A 17,309-nucleotide genomic window follows, 5' to 3' on the forward strand; every position below is an offset into this window, starting at 1 on the left:
GACATGTCCGTTGATCGTTTGCTGTTTCCCCGCCCGGAGGCCGAGCGTCTCTACGTGGAGCGCACACCCGTCGACGCGGTCTGCCCGGCGTGCGGCGGTACCGACGTCGCGCGCTACCCGGTGGCCAACTACATCGGCCCGCGCATGGTGGTCAAGTGCCAGGACTGCTTCCACCATCTGTCGATCACCGTGCCACTGCCCGAGGACAACTGGCCGGCCTGGCGCTCGCCCACCCGCGATTGGCTGCCCTCGCGGGCCGGATGATCACCGTTCGACGACCGGAGGAACGAATGCTGTTGCGGGACAAGAGCGCCATCGTGACCGGTGGCGCGGCCGGTATCGGCAGGGCCATCTGCCTGCGCATGGCCGAAGAGGGCGCGCGGGTGATCATCGCCGATCGCGACGAGGTGAACGGCGGCCGGGTCGAGTCCGAGATCCGTGCCGCCGGCGGGACGGCGACCTTCGTCGCCACCGATGTGGCCGATATCGCGGCGATCGACGCGATGGTCGCGAAGACGGTGGAAATCAACGGGCGCATAGACATTCTGGTGAACAACGCCGGTGTCACGAAACGCATCCCGATCCTCGACATCGGCGAGGCGGACTGGGATCGAATTCAGGACATCAATACGCGGGGAACGTTCTTCTGCCTCCAGCGGGTCGCCCGTCATATGAAGGAGCGGAATTACGGCCGAGTCGTGAACATTTCGTCGGTGTCGGGTAAAGGAGTGAAGGGATCGTCCAACGCCTCCTACGCCGTATCGAAGGCCGCCGGGATCGTGCTCGCACGCATCGCGGCGAACGAACTCGGCCGATTCGGAATCAATGTGAACACGGTCGTGCCCGGTACGGTGAACACCGACCTGATCCACGCCCTCGACCAGCAGGACCCGGGCCTGATCGAGGACTTCAAAAAGCGTTCGGCCCGTGGGGAACTCGCCGAACCCGTCGACATCGCGAACGCGGTGATCTTCCTGAGCAGTCCGCTCGCCGACAGCATCACCGGACAGTCGATCAATGTCGACAACGGTGTGCTGTGGGACTGATGTATCCGAAAGTCTCAGGCAGAAGGGAGAATTCGAATGGGTAAGGGCACGGCCCTCGTCACCGGCGGCGCGGGCACGCTCGGCGAAGCCATCGCGGTCGGCCTGCGGGACTACGGCTGGGATGTGCGTGTCGTCGACCGGGACCAGGCGGTCTCCGAATGGACCGCGCCACAAGGAGTCCGGGCCGACGCGCTCGATGTCACCGATTTCGCGGCGTGCCGCGCGTATTTCGCGGCCTTGGACGAACTCTCGGTGCTCGTCAATTGCGCGGGAATGGCCCGGCTGGGGCTGGTGCGCGAGATCGGCGAGCAGGACTGGCGCGACGTCCTCGACCTGAATCTGACCGCGGCGCTGCGTCTTACGCAATTGTCCACCGACCTGCTGATCGCGAGCGGGTACGGATCGATCGTGAACATCACCTCGATCGCCGGGCACCGGGCGAGTTTCGGTCGGGTCGCCTATGGGGTGTCGAAGGCCGGACTGCTGCAACTGACCAGGCAAACCGCGCTCGAGTACGCTCCACTCGGTATTCGCTGCAATTCCGTCTCACCCGGCCCGGTCGACAGCGCGCTCGTGCGCAGATCGCTCTCGGCCGAGGACTACACCGAGTACCTGGAGGACATCCCCGACAATCGCATGGCCCAGCCGCACGAGGTGGCCCATGCGGTCGTCTTCCTCGCATCCCGGGAAGCGACCTACATCACCGGTCAGGACATCGCCGTGGACGGGGGCTATCTGGCCGGTGGCGCCGGGATCAAAAAGGCGCAGCGGTTGAGCCCGTGATCCTGGGAAAGATCTCTCCCCCTCACGGACGCGGTATCCCGCGTGACACTGGATATGTCGAGAGTGCGCGAGCCGAATTCCAGCCGTCGCCACCGGCTGCGGTGGCTCGTCGCGACATCAGAGGAGTCGCAATCCAGAGGAGCGAAATCATGGCCAACGGCAAGATCGAGCACGTCACCTTCCGCAATCGCGACATGTATTGGGACATCGCGGCCGACCTGCACTTCCCGCCGGACTTCGACGAGTCCAAGACCTATCCGGCGATCGTCGCCGCCCATCCGATCGGCAGCTGCAAGGAGCAGACCTCCGGCCACATCTACGCGCCGCCGCTGGCCGAGGCGGGCTATGTGGTGATCGCGTTCGACGCGAGCTTCCAGGGCGAGAGCGGCGGGCACCCGCGGTTCCTCGAGGATCCGACCCAGCGCGTCGAGGACTTCCGCCGGGTGGTGGATTACCTGGTCACGTTGCCGTACGTGGACGCGGACCGGATCGGCGTGCTCGGGATCTGCGGTGGTGGCGGCTACACCCTGGCCGCGGCCAAGACGGAGAAGCGGTTCAAGGCGGTCGTGTCGATCACCGGCGTGAACTTCGGCCGGATGCAGCGGGAGATGGCCGCGCAGAACGACGGGCCGCTCGCGGCACTGCGTGATATCGCCGCGCAGCGCACCGCCGAGGCGCGCGGGGCGGACAGCGTCGCGAACAACATCCTGCCCGAGTCGGCCGAGAAGGCTCAGCAGGTCGGTGACATCGACATCATCGAGGCGTACGACTACTACCGCACCGATCGCGGCGGGGCGAAGAACGGATGCACGACCTTCGAGGTCGCGCACGGTTCCACCGCGCTGGGATGGGACGCGTTCCACCTGGCAGACGAACTCCTCGACCAGCCGCTGCTCATCGTCATCGGCGACAAGCAGGGCGCCTTCGGCGCCTACCGCGACGGTCACGAGATCTACGAGAAGGCCGCCTCGAAGGACAAGCAGCTCCTCGAGCTCCCGGACGTCTCCCACTACGACCTCTACGACCAGCCGAAGGGCGCGGGTGAAGCGCTGAAGAAGGTCGTCCCGTTCTTCACCGAGAAGCTCTGACGGCCTGAGCTACCTCCTGACGCGGCCCTGCGAGTGCGCGTATCGCAGGGCCGCTGTCAGCCGCCCGCCCGCGGCAACCGATGCAACTCCACCGCCCCGAACACCCCACCGTCCGCCTCCGCGGTCATATACGTGCAATACGGCTGCCGCCGCCGATCGGTCGGCGATCCCGGATTCACCAACCGCAGCCGCCCACCCGCCACGCTGTCCCACGGAATATGGCTGTGCCCGAACACCAGCACATCCACCTCCGGGAATCGCGCCAGGCACCGCTCCTCGCGCCCCTTGGCCGCCCCCGTCTCGTGCACCACCGCGATCCGCACCCCGCCCACCTCCACCCGAGCCACCTCGGGCAATCGCTCCCGCAACTCCGCCCCGTCGTTGTTCCCGTACACCCCGACGACCCGCCGCGCCCGCCCCTCGAGCAACTCCAGCGTCGCCACATCCACCCAATCCCCGGCGTGCACAACCACATCCGCCCGCTCCACCTCGGCGAGCAGCTCCGCGGGCAGCCGCTTGGCCCGCACGGGCAGATGCGTATCCGACATCAACAGCAGTCGCACGCCTGGAACGGTACTCCCGGTCCGACGCACCCCGTAACACCGGAAGTCGTGCCGCCGACATTTCTTCCGATCGCGGGTGGAATTCCCGACCGGGGCCCCGATTCGATCTTCACGGGCCGCGGCATCGAGCGTCTCCGGTTGAACGGAGGAGACAGGTGAAGAATCCAGCGCCGAATTGGTATCAGGACCCCTTCGATGCGAGGTGGTTGCGCTACTGGGATGGTCGTCGTTGGACCGAGCACGTGAGTCGAAATCCGGCATTCGTCGAACCTCCGGACGTTGGAACTCTTCCGCAGCCGGTTCCCATTCCCGACAAACAGCAGGTTCCGGCGCAGCCGTCGAACGAGCGATCGGATGTCCCCTTGTTCGGCGTTCGCAATTTCGCCCAGCAGAAGTCCGAGGAGGTCGGGCAGCTGCGAAAGGAATTGGCAGACTTGCGGGCCGAGATGGACCGGCTCGGAGCATTGGATGTCGTCGAACTAGCCCGTCAAAGGGAAGAATTGCGGAAGAAGGTCGACACCGGCCGACTGGTCCTGGCCGATCTCGAGCGGAAGGTCGTGAAAACGCAGGAGGAGGAGATCCTGCAAGAGGTCGGCATCTACACCTACCGTCATCCGCTCAGCGACTCGACCACCTACAAGGAGGAGCTGAGACGCCTTCAGGATCGGATCAAGGTCATGGCCCGGCAGGACGGCGGCGCGGTGCGCAGTGCGAACTCCTGGAATGTGAACGGGTCGGCGGCCGAGGGACGCAAGCTCGTTCGGGATTTCTCGAAGCTCATGCTGCGGGCCTACAATGCCGAAGCGGACAATCTCGTCCGGTCGATGAAGCCCTACAAGCTCGACTCGACGATCGACCGGCTGACGAAGGTCGCCACTACCATTGCGCGACTGGGCAATACGATGTCCATCCGGATCGCTCCCGAGTATCAGGAATTGCGGATCAAGGAACTCGAACTTACTGCGGACTACCTGGAAATTCTCGCCCGGGAGAAAGAGAAGGAACGCGAGACGCGCGAGCGGCTCCGGGAGGAACGTAAGGTACAGCAGGAAATCGAGCGTGAGCGCGAGCGGTTGGAGAAGGAGCGTCAGCATTACGCGAACGTGCTGGCTCGCCTGGAGTCCAATGGCGACCTGGCCGCCGTCGAGCAGGCCCGCGCGAAGCTGGAGGATATCGGGAAGGCCATCGAGGACGTCGACTACCGTGCCGCGAACGTCCGCGCGGGCTATGTCTATGTCATCTCGAATATCGGGGCGTTCGGCGAGCGAATGATCAAGATCGGTATGACCCGCCGGCTCGAGCCCATGGACCGGATCCGGGAGCTGGGAGATGCGTCGGTGCCCTTCAGATTCGATGTCCACGCGCTGTTCTTCGCCGAGGACGCCGTTGGGATCGAGGCCGAGATGCACCGGCGTATGGACGACCGCCGAGTCAATCGGGTGAACCCGCGGCGCGAGTTCTTCTACGCCACGCCCCTCGAAGCCCGCGAGCACCTGAAGGAACTCGCGGGAGACCTGCTGGAGTTCAACGAGTTTCCCGAAGCCGTCGAATTTCACCAGAGCCGGGAGGCGACCGCCGCCGCCGACCTCGCGGGAGAGCGAGTCACCGCCCCGGCGTAGCCGGAGCCCCCGGCGTGGCCGCCAGCGGCGCGCCCACCCCGCCCACATCCGTGATCGTCCAATGCGCCGCCCGGTCCAATGTGATCGTGTACGTCGCTGTCGCCGTCACCCCGTCGGGCGTCTGACGGCTGCGGGAGGTCATGTCCACGAAGACCTGGACCACGTACGTGTCACCGTTGTGTTGGGAGACCTTGGCGGCCAAGGGTTTTGCCGTGGAGGTGTATTGGAGTTGGGTGAGCAGGGGGCCCACCACGCCGACGGCGGCGTCGAGTTTGGTTTTCAGTTGTTCGGTGACGCCGGTGTTCAAGGCCGTGTGCCAGGTTTCGACGGCGTTGTAGTCGACCTTGGAGACATTGAGGGCGTAGGTGGTGGCCGCCTGCTCGGCCTGGGCTTCGGTGTCCAGCCGCGTGCGCAGGGCGTCGAGTTCGGCACCGGAGTCGTCGGTGAGCCACAGGACCGCGAAGGTCAGGGCGGCGGCGAGGGCGGCCGCAAGCACGGCCGCGGCCGGGCGGCGCACCAGGCGGGACGCGGTGGCGCTCCGCGTCTCGGAGGGCGCGTCCGCCGCGACCGTGGGGTCTTCGATATCGGTGTCCGACATGGCGATTCCTCGAGGGTGGTCAGCGGGGCGGGGCGGTGAGCGCGATGCGGAGGCGGTCGCCGGGGAGGGCGGCCAGGGCCTGTTCGAGCAGGGTCCCGAGGTCGATGGAACCGAGCAGCGGGCCGGTGGCTCGGGTCACGGGGCGCAGCGCGACGCCGATCGCGCCGAGTTCGGGTGCGAGGCGTTGCAGATAGTCGACGAGCTGGTTCTCCTGCTCGTGCCACGAACCCAGCACTTCGTTGCCGCGCAACTGGCGCGAACCCTCGAACAGATACCGATACGACACGCCCAGCGTCGCCCCGAAACCGTCCAATTGCGGTGGAGCCGAGGTCATCGCGGGCTTGGCCCAGTCGACATCGTGCATGGCCGTCATGAGATTCCGCAGCACCGTGTCGAGCGAATTCTGGTGCGCCAGTAGCGTGGCCAACAGCAGATCCGCGCTCCGCCCCAGTGTCGGCAGCGCCGTGTCCAATCCGGTCACCGCCTGGGCGAAGGTGTCCACCAGCCGCGCGGCCTGCCGCGGATCGATCTGCCCGAGCAGGGTGGAACTCGACGCGAGCAGTTCCGGCACCGAGGTGGGGATCCGCACGGGCCCGGTCAGGTGCGCGTCCTCGGCCAGAAACGGCCCGTCCGTCCCACTGGGCAGCAGCGCGAACACGGGTTCGCCCAGCGCCGAAAGGGTTTCGACCCGCATGGCCGAATCGACCGGAATCCGGTAGTCGGCGTCGTAGGACATCCTCATCCGCACCCCGCCCGGCACCCCGTGGATCTCGTCGACATGTCCGATGGTGACCCCGCGATACACCACCTCGGAGCCGCCGCGCAGCCCACCGCTCTCGCCGAGATCCACTGTCGCGTGGCGCATTTGCCGCGCGGGTTCCACACCGAGCACGCCCAGCACCAGATAACTGCCGCCCAGCACCAGCACCACCACCAGCGCCACCCCGGACAGCCAGTGCGGAATCCGGGTCATCGCAGCGCTCCGATCATCTGCAACAGCACCACCGCGTCCTTGGTGACGTCCCCGGGCCCGGCCACGCTCACCTGCCGGATGTTCACATTCGGGCCGAGCAGGAACGGAATGACCTTGTCCTGCGTCAGCGTCATCGCCGCCGCCCCGTTGCCGCGCGATTCGGTCGCGCTGGGGGAGGGTTCGCGCAGCAGCGGCGCGATCTTGTCGAGGAATTCGTTCAGATGTGGGAGCCGGGGGATCAACCAGTCCAAACCCGTTGTGAGGGTGTTGATATCGATGACGACGTTCAGCACCGCCGTCATGAATTCCGGCACCCGCTCGAGCCGCCGCCGCGCGGTGTCGGAGAACATGAACCCGAGCCGGTCCCGCATCCCCGCGAGCCGTTGTGCCAGCTGATCGGTCGCCGCCAGCATGCGGTCGATATCGGCGGTGTCGGCGGCGGCGTCGCGCAGATTCGCGGTGATGCCCGCCGCGAGATCACGCGTCTCGGCCGGATCCCGCGGCAGCACGCTGTCGAGCCGATCGAACGCGTCCTGCAAGCGGGTGATGCTGCCGCCGTTGACGAACAGCGCGATCCGCTGCAGGATGTCCTCCACCTGCGGCCCGGGATCGGTGTCGCGCAAGGGAATCGTGTCGCCGTCGCCCAGCGGCGGGTCCGTGCCGCCCCGCGGCGGGAGCAGCGCCAGGTAGATGTCGCCGAGCACCGTGGTCTGCCGCAGTTCGGCGCGGGTGCCGCGCGGGAACCGTACCGCCGTGGTGAGGTCGAGATGGGCGACCGCGCACGCCGGGGTGAGCGAGATCGAGTGCAGCGAACCGACTTTCGTGCCGTTGCTGCGCACATCGGCGCCCGCGGGCAGGCTGAGCAGCGAGCTGAACTCGACATCGAGCCGATAGGTGGGCCCGCCCACCCCGGTTCCGGGCATGACGTAGTTGCTCGGGTTAAAACCGCATGCGGCCGTGGCCAAGACGGTCAAGACGACCAGTACGGCGGTGACGGGACGGATCATCGCGCGCCTCCGGCGAGGGTCACCAGCAATTGCGGTAGCGGCACGGTCCCGGCGGGATCGGCGGTGCTCACCTCGGGCGCCCGATAGTCCAGTGCCACCGCCCCGGGCTGCGCCTGAATCATGGTGCGCAGCATGGCGATCACCCCCGGGATGCGGTCGAGCAGATCCTTGGACTCCTCGGTGCGGGTGCGGACCAGCGTCATCACGGGGATGGTGGAGTTCAGCGCCTCCATCAGATACGGGAAATGCTGATCGAACAGCCGGTCCAGCGGTCCGACGGCGAGGGCGAGCTTCTCCACCACCACCTTCACCACGCCGAGCATGTGCTCGATGAGTTCCAGGCCGGGGCCGAAGGTGACCAGCGTCGTATTCAGGTCGTCCCACTGCGCGGTGACGAATTCGCTCAACTCCGCGCCGTTGTCCAGCAGCCGTCCGAAGTGGCCGAGCAGCGCATCCGGTTGCGCCAGCGCGTCGGCGAGTTGCCGCAGTTCCTGATTGATGGTCGGGCCCAGCCCCGACATCTCCCGATCGGTCCCGGTGAGCAGCCGTTGCAGCGGCGGCGTGCCGGAGGCGTCGGGTGCGGTGACCTGATGGACGAGTTTCGCGAACGAGTCCAGCGCGTCCGACGCGCTCACCGGCACCCGGGTCCGGTCCCGCGCGATGCACGCGTCGGCGGGCAGCAGCGGGCCGCCGTGATAGGACGCGTCGACCAGTTCCACCCGCCGATCGGTGAGGATCGACGAACCGACCACGGCCGCACCGACATTCGCGGGCAGCGGGCGATCGTCGAGGGTCATGCGGACCCGCACGTGACCGCCCTGCGGTTCCAAAGCGCGCACCTTGCCGACGGTGATGCCGCGGATGGTGACCGCCGCGTCGTCGTAGAGCCCGTAGGTGGTGTCGAAATCCGCGCAGAGCGAACGCGTCTCGGCGCGCCCGACCTGCCAGCGCACGGTGGCGGCGGTGGCGAGGACGACGGCCACCGCGACCACCACCAGCGACATCCGGGACGGCGGTTTCATCTCAGCACCCCTTCCCCGGCAGCGGCAGGCACAGATTCGGCGCGGCCACGGTCAACCCGCTCTGGTCGATCAGCGCCGCGCCCTCGGGCCCCGCCAGCGCGCCGAGCTCGGTGACGGTCTCGGTGAGCGCGCGCATCGTCCGGTCGGTCTCGGCGAGCAATTGGCCGCCCAGATCGCGGGTCTGCTCGAGTGGCGGCAGCAGCGGTTCCACCTTGGTGGCGTAGGGGCCGGACAGGAAGTCGAACAGCGTCCCGACGATGGCGGCCGTGGCGTCGGCGAAGGTCTTGACCTTGGCGCGGGTGGCGACGATCTGCGGACCCAGCAACGCGTAGGCGCGCAGCACCTCCGCGGCCATGGCCTGATTGTCGCGCACGGCCTGGACGTATTCGTCGGACAGCGCGACCAGTTCCCGGATGCGGTCGCGCTGGGTGGCGAACAGCTCCACCACCTTCTGTAGATCGGTCACCGAACCGCGGAGGGCGTCGGGCGCGCCGGACACCGCGGCCGCCGCCCCGGACAGGCTCGATCGCAGCGCGTCGATGTCCACCTTGTCGGTCTCGGACTTCGCGGCGGCGACGAGATCGTTGACCACGAACGGCAACCGGGCCCGCGTCGCCGGGATCGCGCCGCGCAACGGTCCCGCGCCCGCGGGCAGCACCGCCAGGTACAGCCCGCCGACCGGGGTGAGCATCCGGACGTCGACCGAGGTCGAATCGCCCAGGCGCACACCCGATTTCATCGAGAACTCGATCTCCACGTCGTCGCCGCGCAACCGCAGGCCCAGCACCCGCCCCACCGGAACCCCCGCCACCCGCACGCCCTCCCCGCCGTGCAGCCCACCGGCCTCCGGCAGCGCCAGGTGATAGGTGGTGTACCCGGGCGGATGCACGTACAGCACGCCCGCCGCGGCCAGCAGCACCGTCACCACGACGAGGCTGAGCACCGCCCAGATCGTCTGGGCTCGCGGGGTCGCCTCCTCGGAGCCGAGCGAGATCCGCGGCAGTGCCGGACGGTGCGGTAGCGCGGGCACCCGGGTGAACGTGGCGATCATCATCGGCCTCCGTTGCAGACGGTCAGCTGCCGCCCCGCCAGCAGCACGGCGGCGGTCACCGGCAGCGGGAAAGCGCCGTTGCCGCACCGTGATTCGGGCGCGGCGGCGGGAATCATCGTGTTGAGCCCCTCGAGCAGCCCCGGCAGCAGCGACAGCGAGCGGACCGCCTCGCGGGTGTCGGGGATGGTCTCGTCGATGCGGCGGGTCAGATCGTCGGCGTGGTCGCGCGCGCCCAGCCCCAGCAGCGACACCGAATCCACCAGGCGCACCACCTCGCTCAGCTCCACCGAACCCTTGTCCATCAGCGACAGGAATTCGTCCATCCGGCTGGCGATGGGCATGAAGATCGAATGGAACACTTGCAGGATCGCCTCCAGATTCTGCGAGCGGCCGCCGAGTTTGTCCGAGACGATTTGCAGGTTGTCCACGATGGCGGTCATCAGCGCGGTGCGGTCCTCGGCGTAGGACGACAGCGTCGCCACATCGCGCAGCACCGGGGCCATATCGTTGCCGCTGCCCTCGATCAGCGCGGTGAGATTGCGCGCGAGCCGGTTGTACACCGCGGGATCGGCCTCGGTCAGCAGCGGGCGCAACCCGTTGAACACGGTGGTGATGTCGAAGGAGTCGACGGTGTGGGTGACGAGTTCGCCCGGCGCGAGGGTGCGTCCGTCCGCGCCCTGGGTGAGTGCGAGATACCGTTGGCCGCTGAGGTTCTGGAACTTCACCGCGAGTTCGTCGGTGTCGCGCAGCCGGTACTCGGTGCGCAGGGTGAACGTCACCCGCGCGGTGGCGTCCGGGCCGAGTTCGATTCCGGTGACCTTGCCGACCTGCACCCCGCGCAGTCGCACGTCCGCGTTGTTCCGCAAACCGAACACATCGGCGAAACGCGCGTGGTACGTGCGGGTTTCGCCACCCACGGGCCGCTGGACGGCCTGCACGATCAGCGTCACGATCAGACCCACGAGCACGGCGAGCACGGCCAGGCGCAGGGCGGATCGGCGGGCGTTCTTCATCGCGGCGCCTCCCCGGCGGTCCGCAGCGGCATCGCGAAGGCGGGGAACCCCTGCAGGATGATCTCGGTGTCGAGGGCGACGCGGTCGCCGTCACGGTGCAGCGCGCCGTCGGCCCCGGCGAGCAGGCGGCGCACCTGATCGGGGGTCACATCGCGCAGGCCCTGATTCGTCGGCACCAGCAGATCCAGCAACACGTCGAACGATTCGCTGAACGGGCCGAGCGCGCCGACGAACTTCCCGGCGAAGGAGAACACCAGATTCGACACCTCCACGATGGTGTCGTGCGCCAGCCCCACCTGGCCGTTGTCGTCGAGTTCGGGCACCGACGCCAGCGCGTCCAGAATGCCCAGCGCCGAGGGGGTGAACGCGGCCACGCCCTCGGTGAGGTCGGCGACCTTGGGCAGCAGGTCACGCATCGGCATGTTCTGATTGCGTTGCAGCGTGCGCAGAGTCAGCAGACCCGCGGCCAGCATCGGCGCGGTGCGGCTGGTCAGCGCCGCGGCCCCGTCGACGGAGACGGTCAGCTGCGTGGTCACCACGTCGAGGATCGCGCGGCCGGAGTCGCGCAGGATCTGGGTGACGGTGTAGTTGCCGACCGCGTCGGCCATATCCAGCACGCTGCCCGGCGCGATCGGCGAACCCCCTTGCGCCGGAATGAGTTCCAGCGCCGTGGTGCCGAAGACGTTGGCGGAGACGAACCGGGCCCGCATCGCCGTCGACAGTTCGCGCAGCGGCGCGTCGCCGACGCTGACGGTCAGCAGCTGCCGGTCCGGCCCCTGCGGCCGCACGTCGACGACGGAGCCGATGGTGAGCCCGCGCAGGCGGACCCCCGTACCGGGACCGACCCCGTCGCCGAGCGCGGTGACGGTCAGCCCGAAATCGGTATGCCCGTTCCGATTCGGTTGCGCCGACCGCCACGCCACCCCCGTCACCACCGCCAGGGCGACGAGTACCGCGATCCCCCGGATCCGCAACCCCCACTCGTCCGGTCCGCGTCCGGAGTCGATTCTGCTGATCATGCTCACCCCGAGAAGCTGAGTGTGGTTTCCAGCCCCCACATGACGACCGTGAGGACCATGTCGGTCACGGTGATCAGCACCAGGCTGGCCCGGATCGCGCGCCCGGACGCGATACCCACGCCCTCGGGGCCGCCGCGCGCGTAGAAGCCCTGATAGGCGTGCACGAGGGTGACCACCATGACGAACACCACGACCTTCACCAGCGAGTAGCCGAGATCGGTTGCGTCGACGAACATTCGGAAGTAGTGGTCGTAGGCGCCCGAGGCCTGCCCGTGCACGACGGTGACGGTGACGCCGGTGGTCCAGAACCCCAGCGCCAGCGCGATGAGATAGGAGGGGATCACCGTGAGCACGCCCGCCAGCAGCCGCGCGGACACCACGTACGGCACCGGATCGATGGCCTGCGCCTCGAGCGCGTCGATCTCCTCGGAGATCCGCATCGCCCCCACCTCCGCGGTGATCCGGCACCCCGCCTGCGCGGCGAAGCCGACCGCGGCGACCAGCGGGGCCAGCTCGCGCGGATTGGCGATCGCCGACATCACCCCGGCGAGCGGGCCGATGCCGAGCATGTCCAGGGCGGTGTAGCCGACGAGCCCGACCATGCCGCCCGCGACCACGCCCATGATCGCCAGCACCGGGGCCACCCCGCCGCCCACCACCACCGAACGCCCGTTGCCCCAGGCCAGATCGGTGAAGATGCTGATCGTGTGCCTGCGATGGTAGCGCAGCGTGTGCCCGATCCCGCGGAAGGTTGCCCAGCCGAACTGGAGTTGCAGGCCGAGTTCCTCGATCGGCAGCCACGCGCGTGCGGCACCGCGTGTCCAGCGGAATCCCTTGGGGCGGTAGGACGTCGGGGTCGCCACCCACGGCCGGGCCATCACAGGAACCTCATCGGCGCGAACATCAGGGTGATCTGCGTGATCACCAGATCGATCACCATGCAGGCCAGAATCCCCAGCACCACGGCGGCGTTCACCGCGTCGGCCACGCCCTTGGGCCCGCCCTTGGCCTCGAGCCCGCGATGGCTGGCGATGACGGCGACCACGTACCCGAAGATCGCGGCCTTGCCGAGGCAGATGATCAGATCGGTGACCGAGGCGAAGCTGCCGAACGACAGCCAGTACGACCCGGGCGCCACGCCCTGCCCGACCGCCGCCACCACGAAACTGGCGAGCACGCTCATCAGGATGATCAGCACCGACAGCATCGGCGCGACCACGGCCATGGCCAGCAGCCGTGGCGCGACGAGCCGCTGCTGGGGATCCACACCCATCGTGCGCATGGCGTCGATCTCCTCGCGGATCGTGCGCGAGGCCAGATCCGACGCGATCGCCGACCCGCCCGCGCCGCCGACCAGCAGGGCCGCGGCCAGCGGCGCGATCTGCTGCATGACGCCCATCCCGCCGACCGCTCCGGCCATCGAGGTCGCGCCGACGTTCGCGGTCACGCTGCCGACCTGCACCGCGATCACCACACCCATCGGCAGGGCGATGAGGATCGCGGGCCACATCGACACCGAGACGAAGAACCAGCCCTGAATCAGCGCCTCCCGCACCGGGAATCGTCCCCCGGCGGCGTCGCTCACCAGAATTCCCGTGGCGCGCGCGCCCAGCCGCACTACCCGGCCGAGCGTACGCACGTTGGCCGTGAGCCGGTGCGGCGCAACCGATTCCACCCGCTCCGTCGCGGGTTCGGCGAGTGCTCCCATGCCTGCCCATCCTCCGAACGATGAGGCTCTGAGCCGTCAACTCTGAATGAATGAGCCTTCACATACGCGCCGACGGAAGCGGGGTCGGCGACGCGTGAAAGCCTGATAGACGGTCGGCCCCTCGATCTATCAACGAATGGTGGCACACCCGAGGTGCGGGCCGGAGGCGATTCGGGAGATTGTCCCAAAGTGACATATACCCAGGCGATTTGCCGTGCTTCGAGAGAGATGGGGGCGAGATCTATCAATCGCCGGAGAGCTGTGTCACACTGTGTTGATAGTTTAGAGTCGCTGTTTCTATCACCTCGGATGGTCGCTCGCCGAGGGGGAGGAGCCGGAGAATGTCCACGGCAGAACAAGAATCCCCATTGACTTCTGAGCTTCGGCCGATCGGTCCGGGCTCCGCCACCTGGCGGTGGGGTTTCGACTGGCGCGGCGTGCTCGGCGCCCGCGCGGTGATCCTGCTCGAGGTGGCGCATCCGATCGTCGGCGCGGGCGTCATCGACCACTCCGAATTCCTCAGCGACCGTTGGTCGCGCATCACCCGCACCTTCGCCTCCGCGCAGCGGGTCGCGGGCTTCCACGGCGCGGACGCGGCGGTGGCCGAGGGACAGCGGCTGCGCGAGATGCATCGCGGCATCGCGGGCGTGGACGCGCGGGGCAGGCGCTATCACGCGCTCAACGCCGACGCCTATCTGTGGGTGCACGCCACCGGCTACGCCGGGCCCGCCGAGGTGCGCCGCGTCTTCGACGGGCGCGTCGACGAAGCCAAGGAGGAGGCCGTGTTCCGCGAGTGGCGGGACCTGGCCGCGGTGCTGCGCATCCCCGACCGCGTGGTGCCCGCGACCCGCGCCGAGTTCTGGGACTACTACCACCGCACCGCGAACGAGGTCCTCGAACGCAACGCCGCCACCGACCTGATCATCGAACTCGACCGCAAGCCGATGCCGGTGCCGCCGAATCTGCGTGTGCCGCAAGCGCTCTGGAACGGTTTCGCGCTGCCGCTGGCGGCCCTGTGGCGGCTGTCGACCGCCGGGCTGGTGCCGCCCGCGGTCCGCGACCGCCTCGGGCTGGACTGGTCCCCGGCGCGGGCCCGGCGGTTCGATCGGCTGGTCCGATCGGTGCGGACGCTGGACCGGGCGCTGCCCGACCGGATTCGCCACCCCGCCGCCGCGCGCACCACCACCCGACCCTGACCCCTGTCTCGTCGACGCTGCCGAGGACGATCCACCATGACGCTCGATGCCCTGCCCGCCGATCCGCCGCCGACCCGGCGGGCCGCCCGCGACGCCGCCGACGCCGCCGACACCCGATTCCTGCTCGACGAACTCTCACCCGGCCTCGGACCCGCCTACGGTTCGGCCAATGTCATCATGCAGCTGGCCAATTCGAAGGTCGCCTACGGCGTGATGGAGAGCCGCGTCGACAGCGGCAACCTGCACAAGCACCCGGTCAAACGGGCCCGCACCACGATGACCTACATCGCGGTCGCGCTCGCGGGCAACGCCCAGGACCGGCGCATCTACCGGGAGGCGGTGAACGCCTCGCACGTGCGGGTGCGCTCGACCGAGCGAAGTCCGGTGCGCTACAACGCCTTCGACCCCACCCTGCAACTGTGGGTGGCGACATGTCTGGCGCTGGTCTTCGACGACAGCCGGAAGTTGCGGCGCGGCAAGACCTTTCACGATCCGGAGGTCGTCCACCAGGCGGCGTCGGTGTTCGCGACCACCTTGCAGGTGCCCCGGCAGCTGTGGCCCGCCGACCGGGAGGCCCTCGAGCACTACCGCGAACAGCAGCTCGACCATCTCGATTTCGACGAGCCGACCCGCCGCTTCCTCGTCGGCATCGCCCGGCTGGACTTCCTGCCCGCCCCGGTTCCGGCGTTGCTGGGGGAGTGGAACCTGTTCATGACGCTGGGCTATCTGCCGCCGCGGTTGCGCGCGAAGCTCGGCTTCGGCTGGACCGCCGCCGACGAACGCCGCTTCCAGCGCTGGCTCGCCCTCGGCCGCCTGATCGATCGGCTCACCCCGCGCGTGGTCGTGCGGACGATGACCCTGTTGCAGGTCTGGGACATGCGATTGCGGTACGTCCTCGGCCTGACCGTGGTGTGAGGCCGTGACCGGAGTACCGCATCGAATCGAAGGACATGCATCGTGACCACCGCACCGGAACAGCAGCTGCTCGTCGACGGCGAACCGCTCGAGCTGATCCCGCCCGACTCGCTCACCGCCGAGATGGTCGGGCACTGGACCTATCTGCTGCTCGAGGCGGCGGCGTTCCTCATGCAGGGCATGCACCCGGTCATCGCCGAGGTGGTGGACCGCTACTCGATCTCGCGCACCGATCCCGGCGGCCGGGCCATCCGCTCGGTGGACTCGGTGCTGCGCTGGACCTACGGCGGCCTCGAGGCGGTCGAGGAGGGGCGGCGGCTGCGCTCGCTGCACCAGCCGCTGACGATGCGATCGAGCACCACCGGCAAGCACATCAGCGCGCTGGATCCCGGTGCCTACCAATGGGTCATCGCCACCGCGTACATCACCACCATCAACGCCGGGCCGCTGCTGATCGGGCGCGAGTTCACCACCGCCGAGCGGGAGGAACTGCTCACCGACAACCGGCGGCTGGCGCGGTTGTTGCAGGTGCCGATGAGGGGGTACCCGGCCACCCACGAGGAGTTCGAGACCTACTTCGACCGCATGATCGACACCACCCTCCAGGCCAACGCGCAAACCCTCGACGCGGTACGTGATCTGCGCGCCGGGCGGCCCGGACCCGAGCAACTCGCGAAAATGCCCGCGCCGCTGCGGCCGTTGGTGACGGCGGCGATGCGCCCGATGCTGCGGATGACGTATCTGGCCATGGTCTCGGCGATGGACGAGTGCGTCCGGGCGATGCTCGACGTGGAACTGACCGCCAAGGAAAAGGCGAGCGCGGCACGGATTTTCGCGGTGATCAGACTGGCCTACCGGGTGCTGCCGGACCGTCTCACCTACTTCCCGCTGGCCTACCACGCCCGCAAGCACCACCAGTGCGTTCAGGCCATGCGGCGGCGCGAACTCGAGTCGGCGGCGTACCAGGTGCGCCCGAAGCAGCCGATCGACAAGCCGGTGCTCACCCTCGGCGACACGCGCTGACCCCGAGCGCGGTGATAGAAAGGGAACCGACCCGGAAGACGCCGACCCCACGGAGCTCAGGTGGCCGAACGCGCGATACCCCTCGGCCGACTGCCCGCCGAGCGGGCCGAGCTCGATCCGACCGCGCGCCGCATCGTCACCGCTGCCCGGACCTGTTTCGTCGAGTACGGCTTCGCCGACACCACCATGCAGCGCATCGCCGACGCCGCCGGGGTGGGGGTGGCCACGGTGTATCGCCGCTTCGGGCACAAGCGGAATCTGGTGCGGCTCACCATCATCGACGAGGCACTGCGGGTGAGCGCGCTCATCGACGAGGTCGCCGAGCGAGCCGAATCGGCCGTGGACGGGGTGGTGGAGGTGTTCGCGGCGTTTGTGCACGCGGCCTCCGCGCCGAAGTTGCTCACCCGCAGCATCCGGGCGTCGCCCGCGGCGGGGGAGTTGTCGGCGTTCCTCACCGACGAGAACGTCATCGCCGTCTCCCGTGAACGGGTGGCGGCGCGGCTGCGGCTGTGGCAGGCCCAGGGCCAGATACCGGCCGACCTCGATGTGGAGATCGTCGGCGAGATGCTGTCCCGGCTGATGATCTCGCTGGTCGAGACTCCCGAATCGGTGATCCCCATCAAGAACATCGACCGCGCCCGGGATTTCGCGCGCCGGTATCTGGTGCCCCTGGTCGGTGGCTGAG

Annotated in this window: 19 protein-coding genes; 9 read left to right on the forward strand and 10 right to left on the reverse strand. The window is 68.4% G+C overall.

What is annotated here, in order from left to right:
- Nucleotides 1-3: 3 nt before the first annotated feature.
- The 4 genes from ACFYTQ_RS25825 to ACFYTQ_RS25840 all read left to right on the forward strand — a co-directional run bounded on the left by ACFYTQ_RS25825 (nt 4) and on the right by ACFYTQ_RS25840 (nt 2,917).
- Nucleotides 4-264: a hypothetical protein gene (locus ACFYTQ_RS25825; protein ID WP_387366045.1), complete on the forward strand. Its 261-nt coding sequence runs from the start codon at nt 4-6 to the stop codon at nt 262-264.
- A gap of 26 nt (nt 265-290) precedes the next feature.
- The gene (locus ACFYTQ_RS25830; protein ID WP_387366048.1) at nt 291-1,046 is read left to right on the forward strand and encodes an SDR family NAD(P)-dependent oxidoreductase; all 756 of its coding nucleotides are present in this window, start codon (nt 291-293) and stop codon (nt 1,044-1,046) included.
- A gap of 36 nt (nt 1,047-1,082) precedes the next feature.
- Nucleotides 1,083-1,829: an SDR family NAD(P)-dependent oxidoreductase gene (locus tag ACFYTQ_RS25835; RefSeq protein WP_387366051.1), complete on the forward strand. Its 747-nt coding sequence runs from the start codon at nt 1,083-1,085 to the stop codon at nt 1,827-1,829.
- A 149-nt stretch (nt 1,830-1,978) separates the two neighbouring features.
- Entirely contained in the window at nt 1,979-2,917 is a 939-nt protein-coding gene (locus ACFYTQ_RS25840) for an alpha/beta hydrolase (protein WP_387366054.1), read from the forward strand.
- Between the two features lie 56 nt (nt 2,918-2,973).
- Here ACFYTQ_RS25840 and ACFYTQ_RS25845 read toward each other — a convergent pair whose 3' ends face one another.
- The gene (locus ACFYTQ_RS25845; RefSeq protein ID WP_387366057.1) at nt 2,974-3,480 is read right to left on the reverse strand and encodes a metallophosphoesterase family protein; all 507 of its coding nucleotides are present in this window, start codon (nt 3,478-3,480) and stop codon (nt 2,974-2,976) included.
- A gap of 155 nt (nt 3,481-3,635) precedes the next feature.
- On the opposite strand from ACFYTQ_RS25845, the gene ACFYTQ_RS25850 reads away from it, so the two are divergent.
- On the forward strand, nt 3,636-5,099 hold the full coding sequence (locus ACFYTQ_RS25850) for a DUF4041 domain-containing protein (RefSeq protein WP_387366059.1): 1,464 nt from the start codon (nt 3,636-3,638) through the stop codon (nt 5,097-5,099).
- Here ACFYTQ_RS25850 and ACFYTQ_RS25855 read toward each other — a convergent pair.
- From ACFYTQ_RS25855 to ACFYTQ_RS25895, 9 genes are read right to left on the reverse strand one after another with little or no spacing between them, the layout of a single operon-like run.
- Nucleotides 5,083-5,697 carry a hypothetical protein gene (locus ACFYTQ_RS25855; RefSeq protein ID WP_387366062.1) on the reverse strand — a complete coding sequence of 205 codons (615 nt, stop codon included), beginning with the start codon at nt 5,695-5,697 and terminating at the stop codon, nt 5,083-5,085. The genes ACFYTQ_RS25850 and ACFYTQ_RS25855 overlap by 17 nt on opposite strands.
- 19 nt (nt 5,698-5,716) lie before the next feature.
- Entirely contained in the window at nt 5,717-6,670 is a 954-nt protein-coding gene (locus ACFYTQ_RS25860; RefSeq protein ID WP_387366064.1) for an MlaD family protein, read from the reverse strand.
- Entirely contained in the window at nt 6,667-7,677 is a 1,011-nt protein-coding gene (locus ACFYTQ_RS25865) for an MlaD family protein (RefSeq protein WP_387366067.1), read from the reverse strand. The genes ACFYTQ_RS25860 and ACFYTQ_RS25865 overlap by 4 nt, the downstream gene beginning before the upstream one ends.
- Entirely contained in the window at nt 7,674-8,699 is a 1,026-nt protein-coding gene (locus ACFYTQ_RS25870; protein ID WP_387366070.1) for an MlaD family protein, read from the reverse strand. Before ACFYTQ_RS25870 ends, ACFYTQ_RS25865 begins: the two co-directional genes overlap by 4 nt.
- Nucleotide 8,700: 1 nt before the next feature.
- Complete coding sequence (locus ACFYTQ_RS25875) at nt 8,701-9,753, reverse strand: MlaD family protein (protein WP_387366073.1); 1,053 nt, start codon at nt 9,751-9,753, stop codon at nt 8,701-8,703.
- Nucleotides 9,750-10,763 carry an MlaD family protein gene (locus tag ACFYTQ_RS25880; RefSeq protein ID WP_387366076.1) on the reverse strand — a complete coding sequence of 338 codons (1,014 nt, stop codon included), beginning with the start codon at nt 10,761-10,763 and terminating at the stop codon, nt 9,750-9,752. Before ACFYTQ_RS25880 ends, ACFYTQ_RS25875 begins: the two co-directional genes overlap by 4 nt.
- Nucleotides 10,760-11,782 carry an MlaD family protein gene (locus tag ACFYTQ_RS25885; RefSeq protein WP_387366079.1) on the reverse strand — a complete coding sequence of 341 codons (1,023 nt, stop codon included), beginning with the start codon at nt 11,780-11,782 and terminating at the stop codon, nt 10,760-10,762. Before ACFYTQ_RS25885 ends, ACFYTQ_RS25880 begins: the two co-directional genes overlap by 4 nt.
- 2 nt (nt 11,783-11,784) lie before the next feature.
- Complete coding sequence (locus tag ACFYTQ_RS25890) at nt 11,785-12,660, reverse strand: ABC transporter permease (protein WP_387366082.1); 876 nt, start codon at nt 12,658-12,660, stop codon at nt 11,785-11,787.
- Nucleotides 12,660-13,490, reverse strand: a complete 831-nt coding sequence (locus tag ACFYTQ_RS25895; RefSeq protein WP_387366085.1) for an MlaE family ABC transporter permease — start codon at nt 13,488-13,490, stop codon at nt 12,660-12,662. The genes ACFYTQ_RS25890 and ACFYTQ_RS25895 overlap by 1 nt, the downstream gene beginning before the upstream one ends.
- Nucleotides 13,491-13,858: 368 nt before the next feature.
- On the opposite strand from ACFYTQ_RS25895, the gene ACFYTQ_RS25900 reads away from it, so the two are divergent.
- The 4 genes from ACFYTQ_RS25900 to ACFYTQ_RS25915 all read left to right on the forward strand — a co-directional run bounded on the left by ACFYTQ_RS25900 (nt 13,859) and on the right by ACFYTQ_RS25915 (nt 17,308).
- Nucleotides 13,859-14,686, forward strand: a complete 828-nt coding sequence (locus ACFYTQ_RS25900) for an oxygenase MpaB family protein (protein ID WP_387366088.1) — start codon at nt 13,859-13,861, stop codon at nt 14,684-14,686.
- Nucleotides 14,687-14,722: 36 nt separating this feature from the next.
- Nucleotides 14,723-15,601 carry an oxygenase MpaB family protein gene (locus ACFYTQ_RS25905; RefSeq protein WP_387366091.1) on the forward strand — a complete coding sequence of 293 codons (879 nt, stop codon included), beginning with the start codon at nt 14,723-14,725 and terminating at the stop codon, nt 15,599-15,601.
- A gap of 42 nt (nt 15,602-15,643) precedes the next feature.
- On the forward strand, nt 15,644-16,624 hold the full coding sequence (locus tag ACFYTQ_RS25910) for an oxygenase MpaB family protein (protein ID WP_387366094.1): 981 nt from the start codon (nt 15,644-15,646) through the stop codon (nt 16,622-16,624).
- 75 nt (nt 16,625-16,699) lie between these two features.
- Nucleotides 16,700-17,308: a TetR/AcrR family transcriptional regulator gene (locus ACFYTQ_RS25915; protein WP_387366191.1), complete on the forward strand. Its 609-nt coding sequence runs from the start codon at nt 16,700-16,702 to the stop codon at nt 17,306-17,308.
- The last annotated feature ends 1 nt before the right edge of the window (nt 17,309 follow it).

This window comes from Nocardia sp. NPDC004068 (assembly GCF_042874315.1).
In the GTDB taxonomy this organism is placed as follows: Bacteria; Actinomycetota; Actinomycetes; order Mycobacteriales; family Mycobacteriaceae; genus Nocardia.

What these genes read in the sequence shown, in the direction of transcription:
- ACFYTQ_RS25825 (WP_387366045.1), top strand. Translation starts at nt 4, where the DNA reads ATGTCCGTTGATCGTTTGCTGTTTCCCCGCCCGGAGGCCGAGCGTCTC.
- ACFYTQ_RS25830 (WP_387366048.1), top strand. Translation starts at nt 291, where the DNA reads ATGCTGTTGCGGGACAAGAGCGCCATCGTGACCGGTGGCGCGGCCGGT.
- ACFYTQ_RS25835 (WP_387366051.1), top strand. Translation starts at nt 1,083, where the DNA reads ATGGGTAAGGGCACGGCCCTCGTCACCGGCGGCGCGGGCACGCTCGGC.
- ACFYTQ_RS25840 (WP_387366054.1), top strand. Translation starts at nt 1,979, where the DNA reads ATGGCCAACGGCAAGATCGAGCACGTCACCTTCCGCAATCGCGACATG.
- ACFYTQ_RS25855 (WP_387366062.1), bottom strand. Translation starts at nt 5,697, where the DNA reads ATGTCGGACACCGATATCGAAGACCCCACGGTCGCGGCGGACGCGCCC.
- ACFYTQ_RS25860 (WP_387366064.1), bottom strand. Translation starts at nt 6,670, where the DNA reads ATGACCCGGATTCCGCACTGGCTGTCCGGGGTGGCGCTGGTGGTGGTG.
- ACFYTQ_RS25865 (WP_387366067.1), bottom strand. Translation starts at nt 7,677, where the DNA reads ATGATCCGTCCCGTCACCGCCGTACTGGTCGTCTTGACCGTCTTGGCC.
- ACFYTQ_RS25870 (WP_387366070.1), bottom strand. Translation starts at nt 8,699, where the DNA reads ATGAAACCGCCGTCCCGGATGTCGCTGGTGGTGGTCGCGGTGGCCGTC.
- ACFYTQ_RS25875 (WP_387366073.1), bottom strand. Translation starts at nt 9,753, where the DNA reads ATGATGATCGCCACGTTCACCCGGGTGCCCGCGCTACCGCACCGTCCG.
- ACFYTQ_RS25880 (WP_387366076.1), bottom strand. Translation starts at nt 10,763, where the DNA reads ATGAAGAACGCCCGCCGATCCGCCCTGCGCCTGGCCGTGCTCGCCGTG.
- ACFYTQ_RS25885 (WP_387366079.1), bottom strand. Translation starts at nt 11,782, where the DNA reads ATGATCAGCAGAATCGACTCCGGACGCGGACCGGACGAGTGGGGGTTG.
- ACFYTQ_RS25890 (WP_387366082.1), bottom strand. Translation starts at nt 12,660, where the DNA reads ATGGCCCGGCCGTGGGTGGCGACCCCGACGTCCTACCGCCCCAAGGGA.
- ACFYTQ_RS25895 (WP_387366085.1), bottom strand. Translation starts at nt 13,490, where the DNA reads ATGGGAGCACTCGCCGAACCCGCGACGGAGCGGGTGGAATCGGTTGCG.
- ACFYTQ_RS25905 (WP_387366091.1), top strand. Translation starts at nt 14,723, where the DNA reads ATGACGCTCGATGCCCTGCCCGCCGATCCGCCGCCGACCCGGCGGGCC.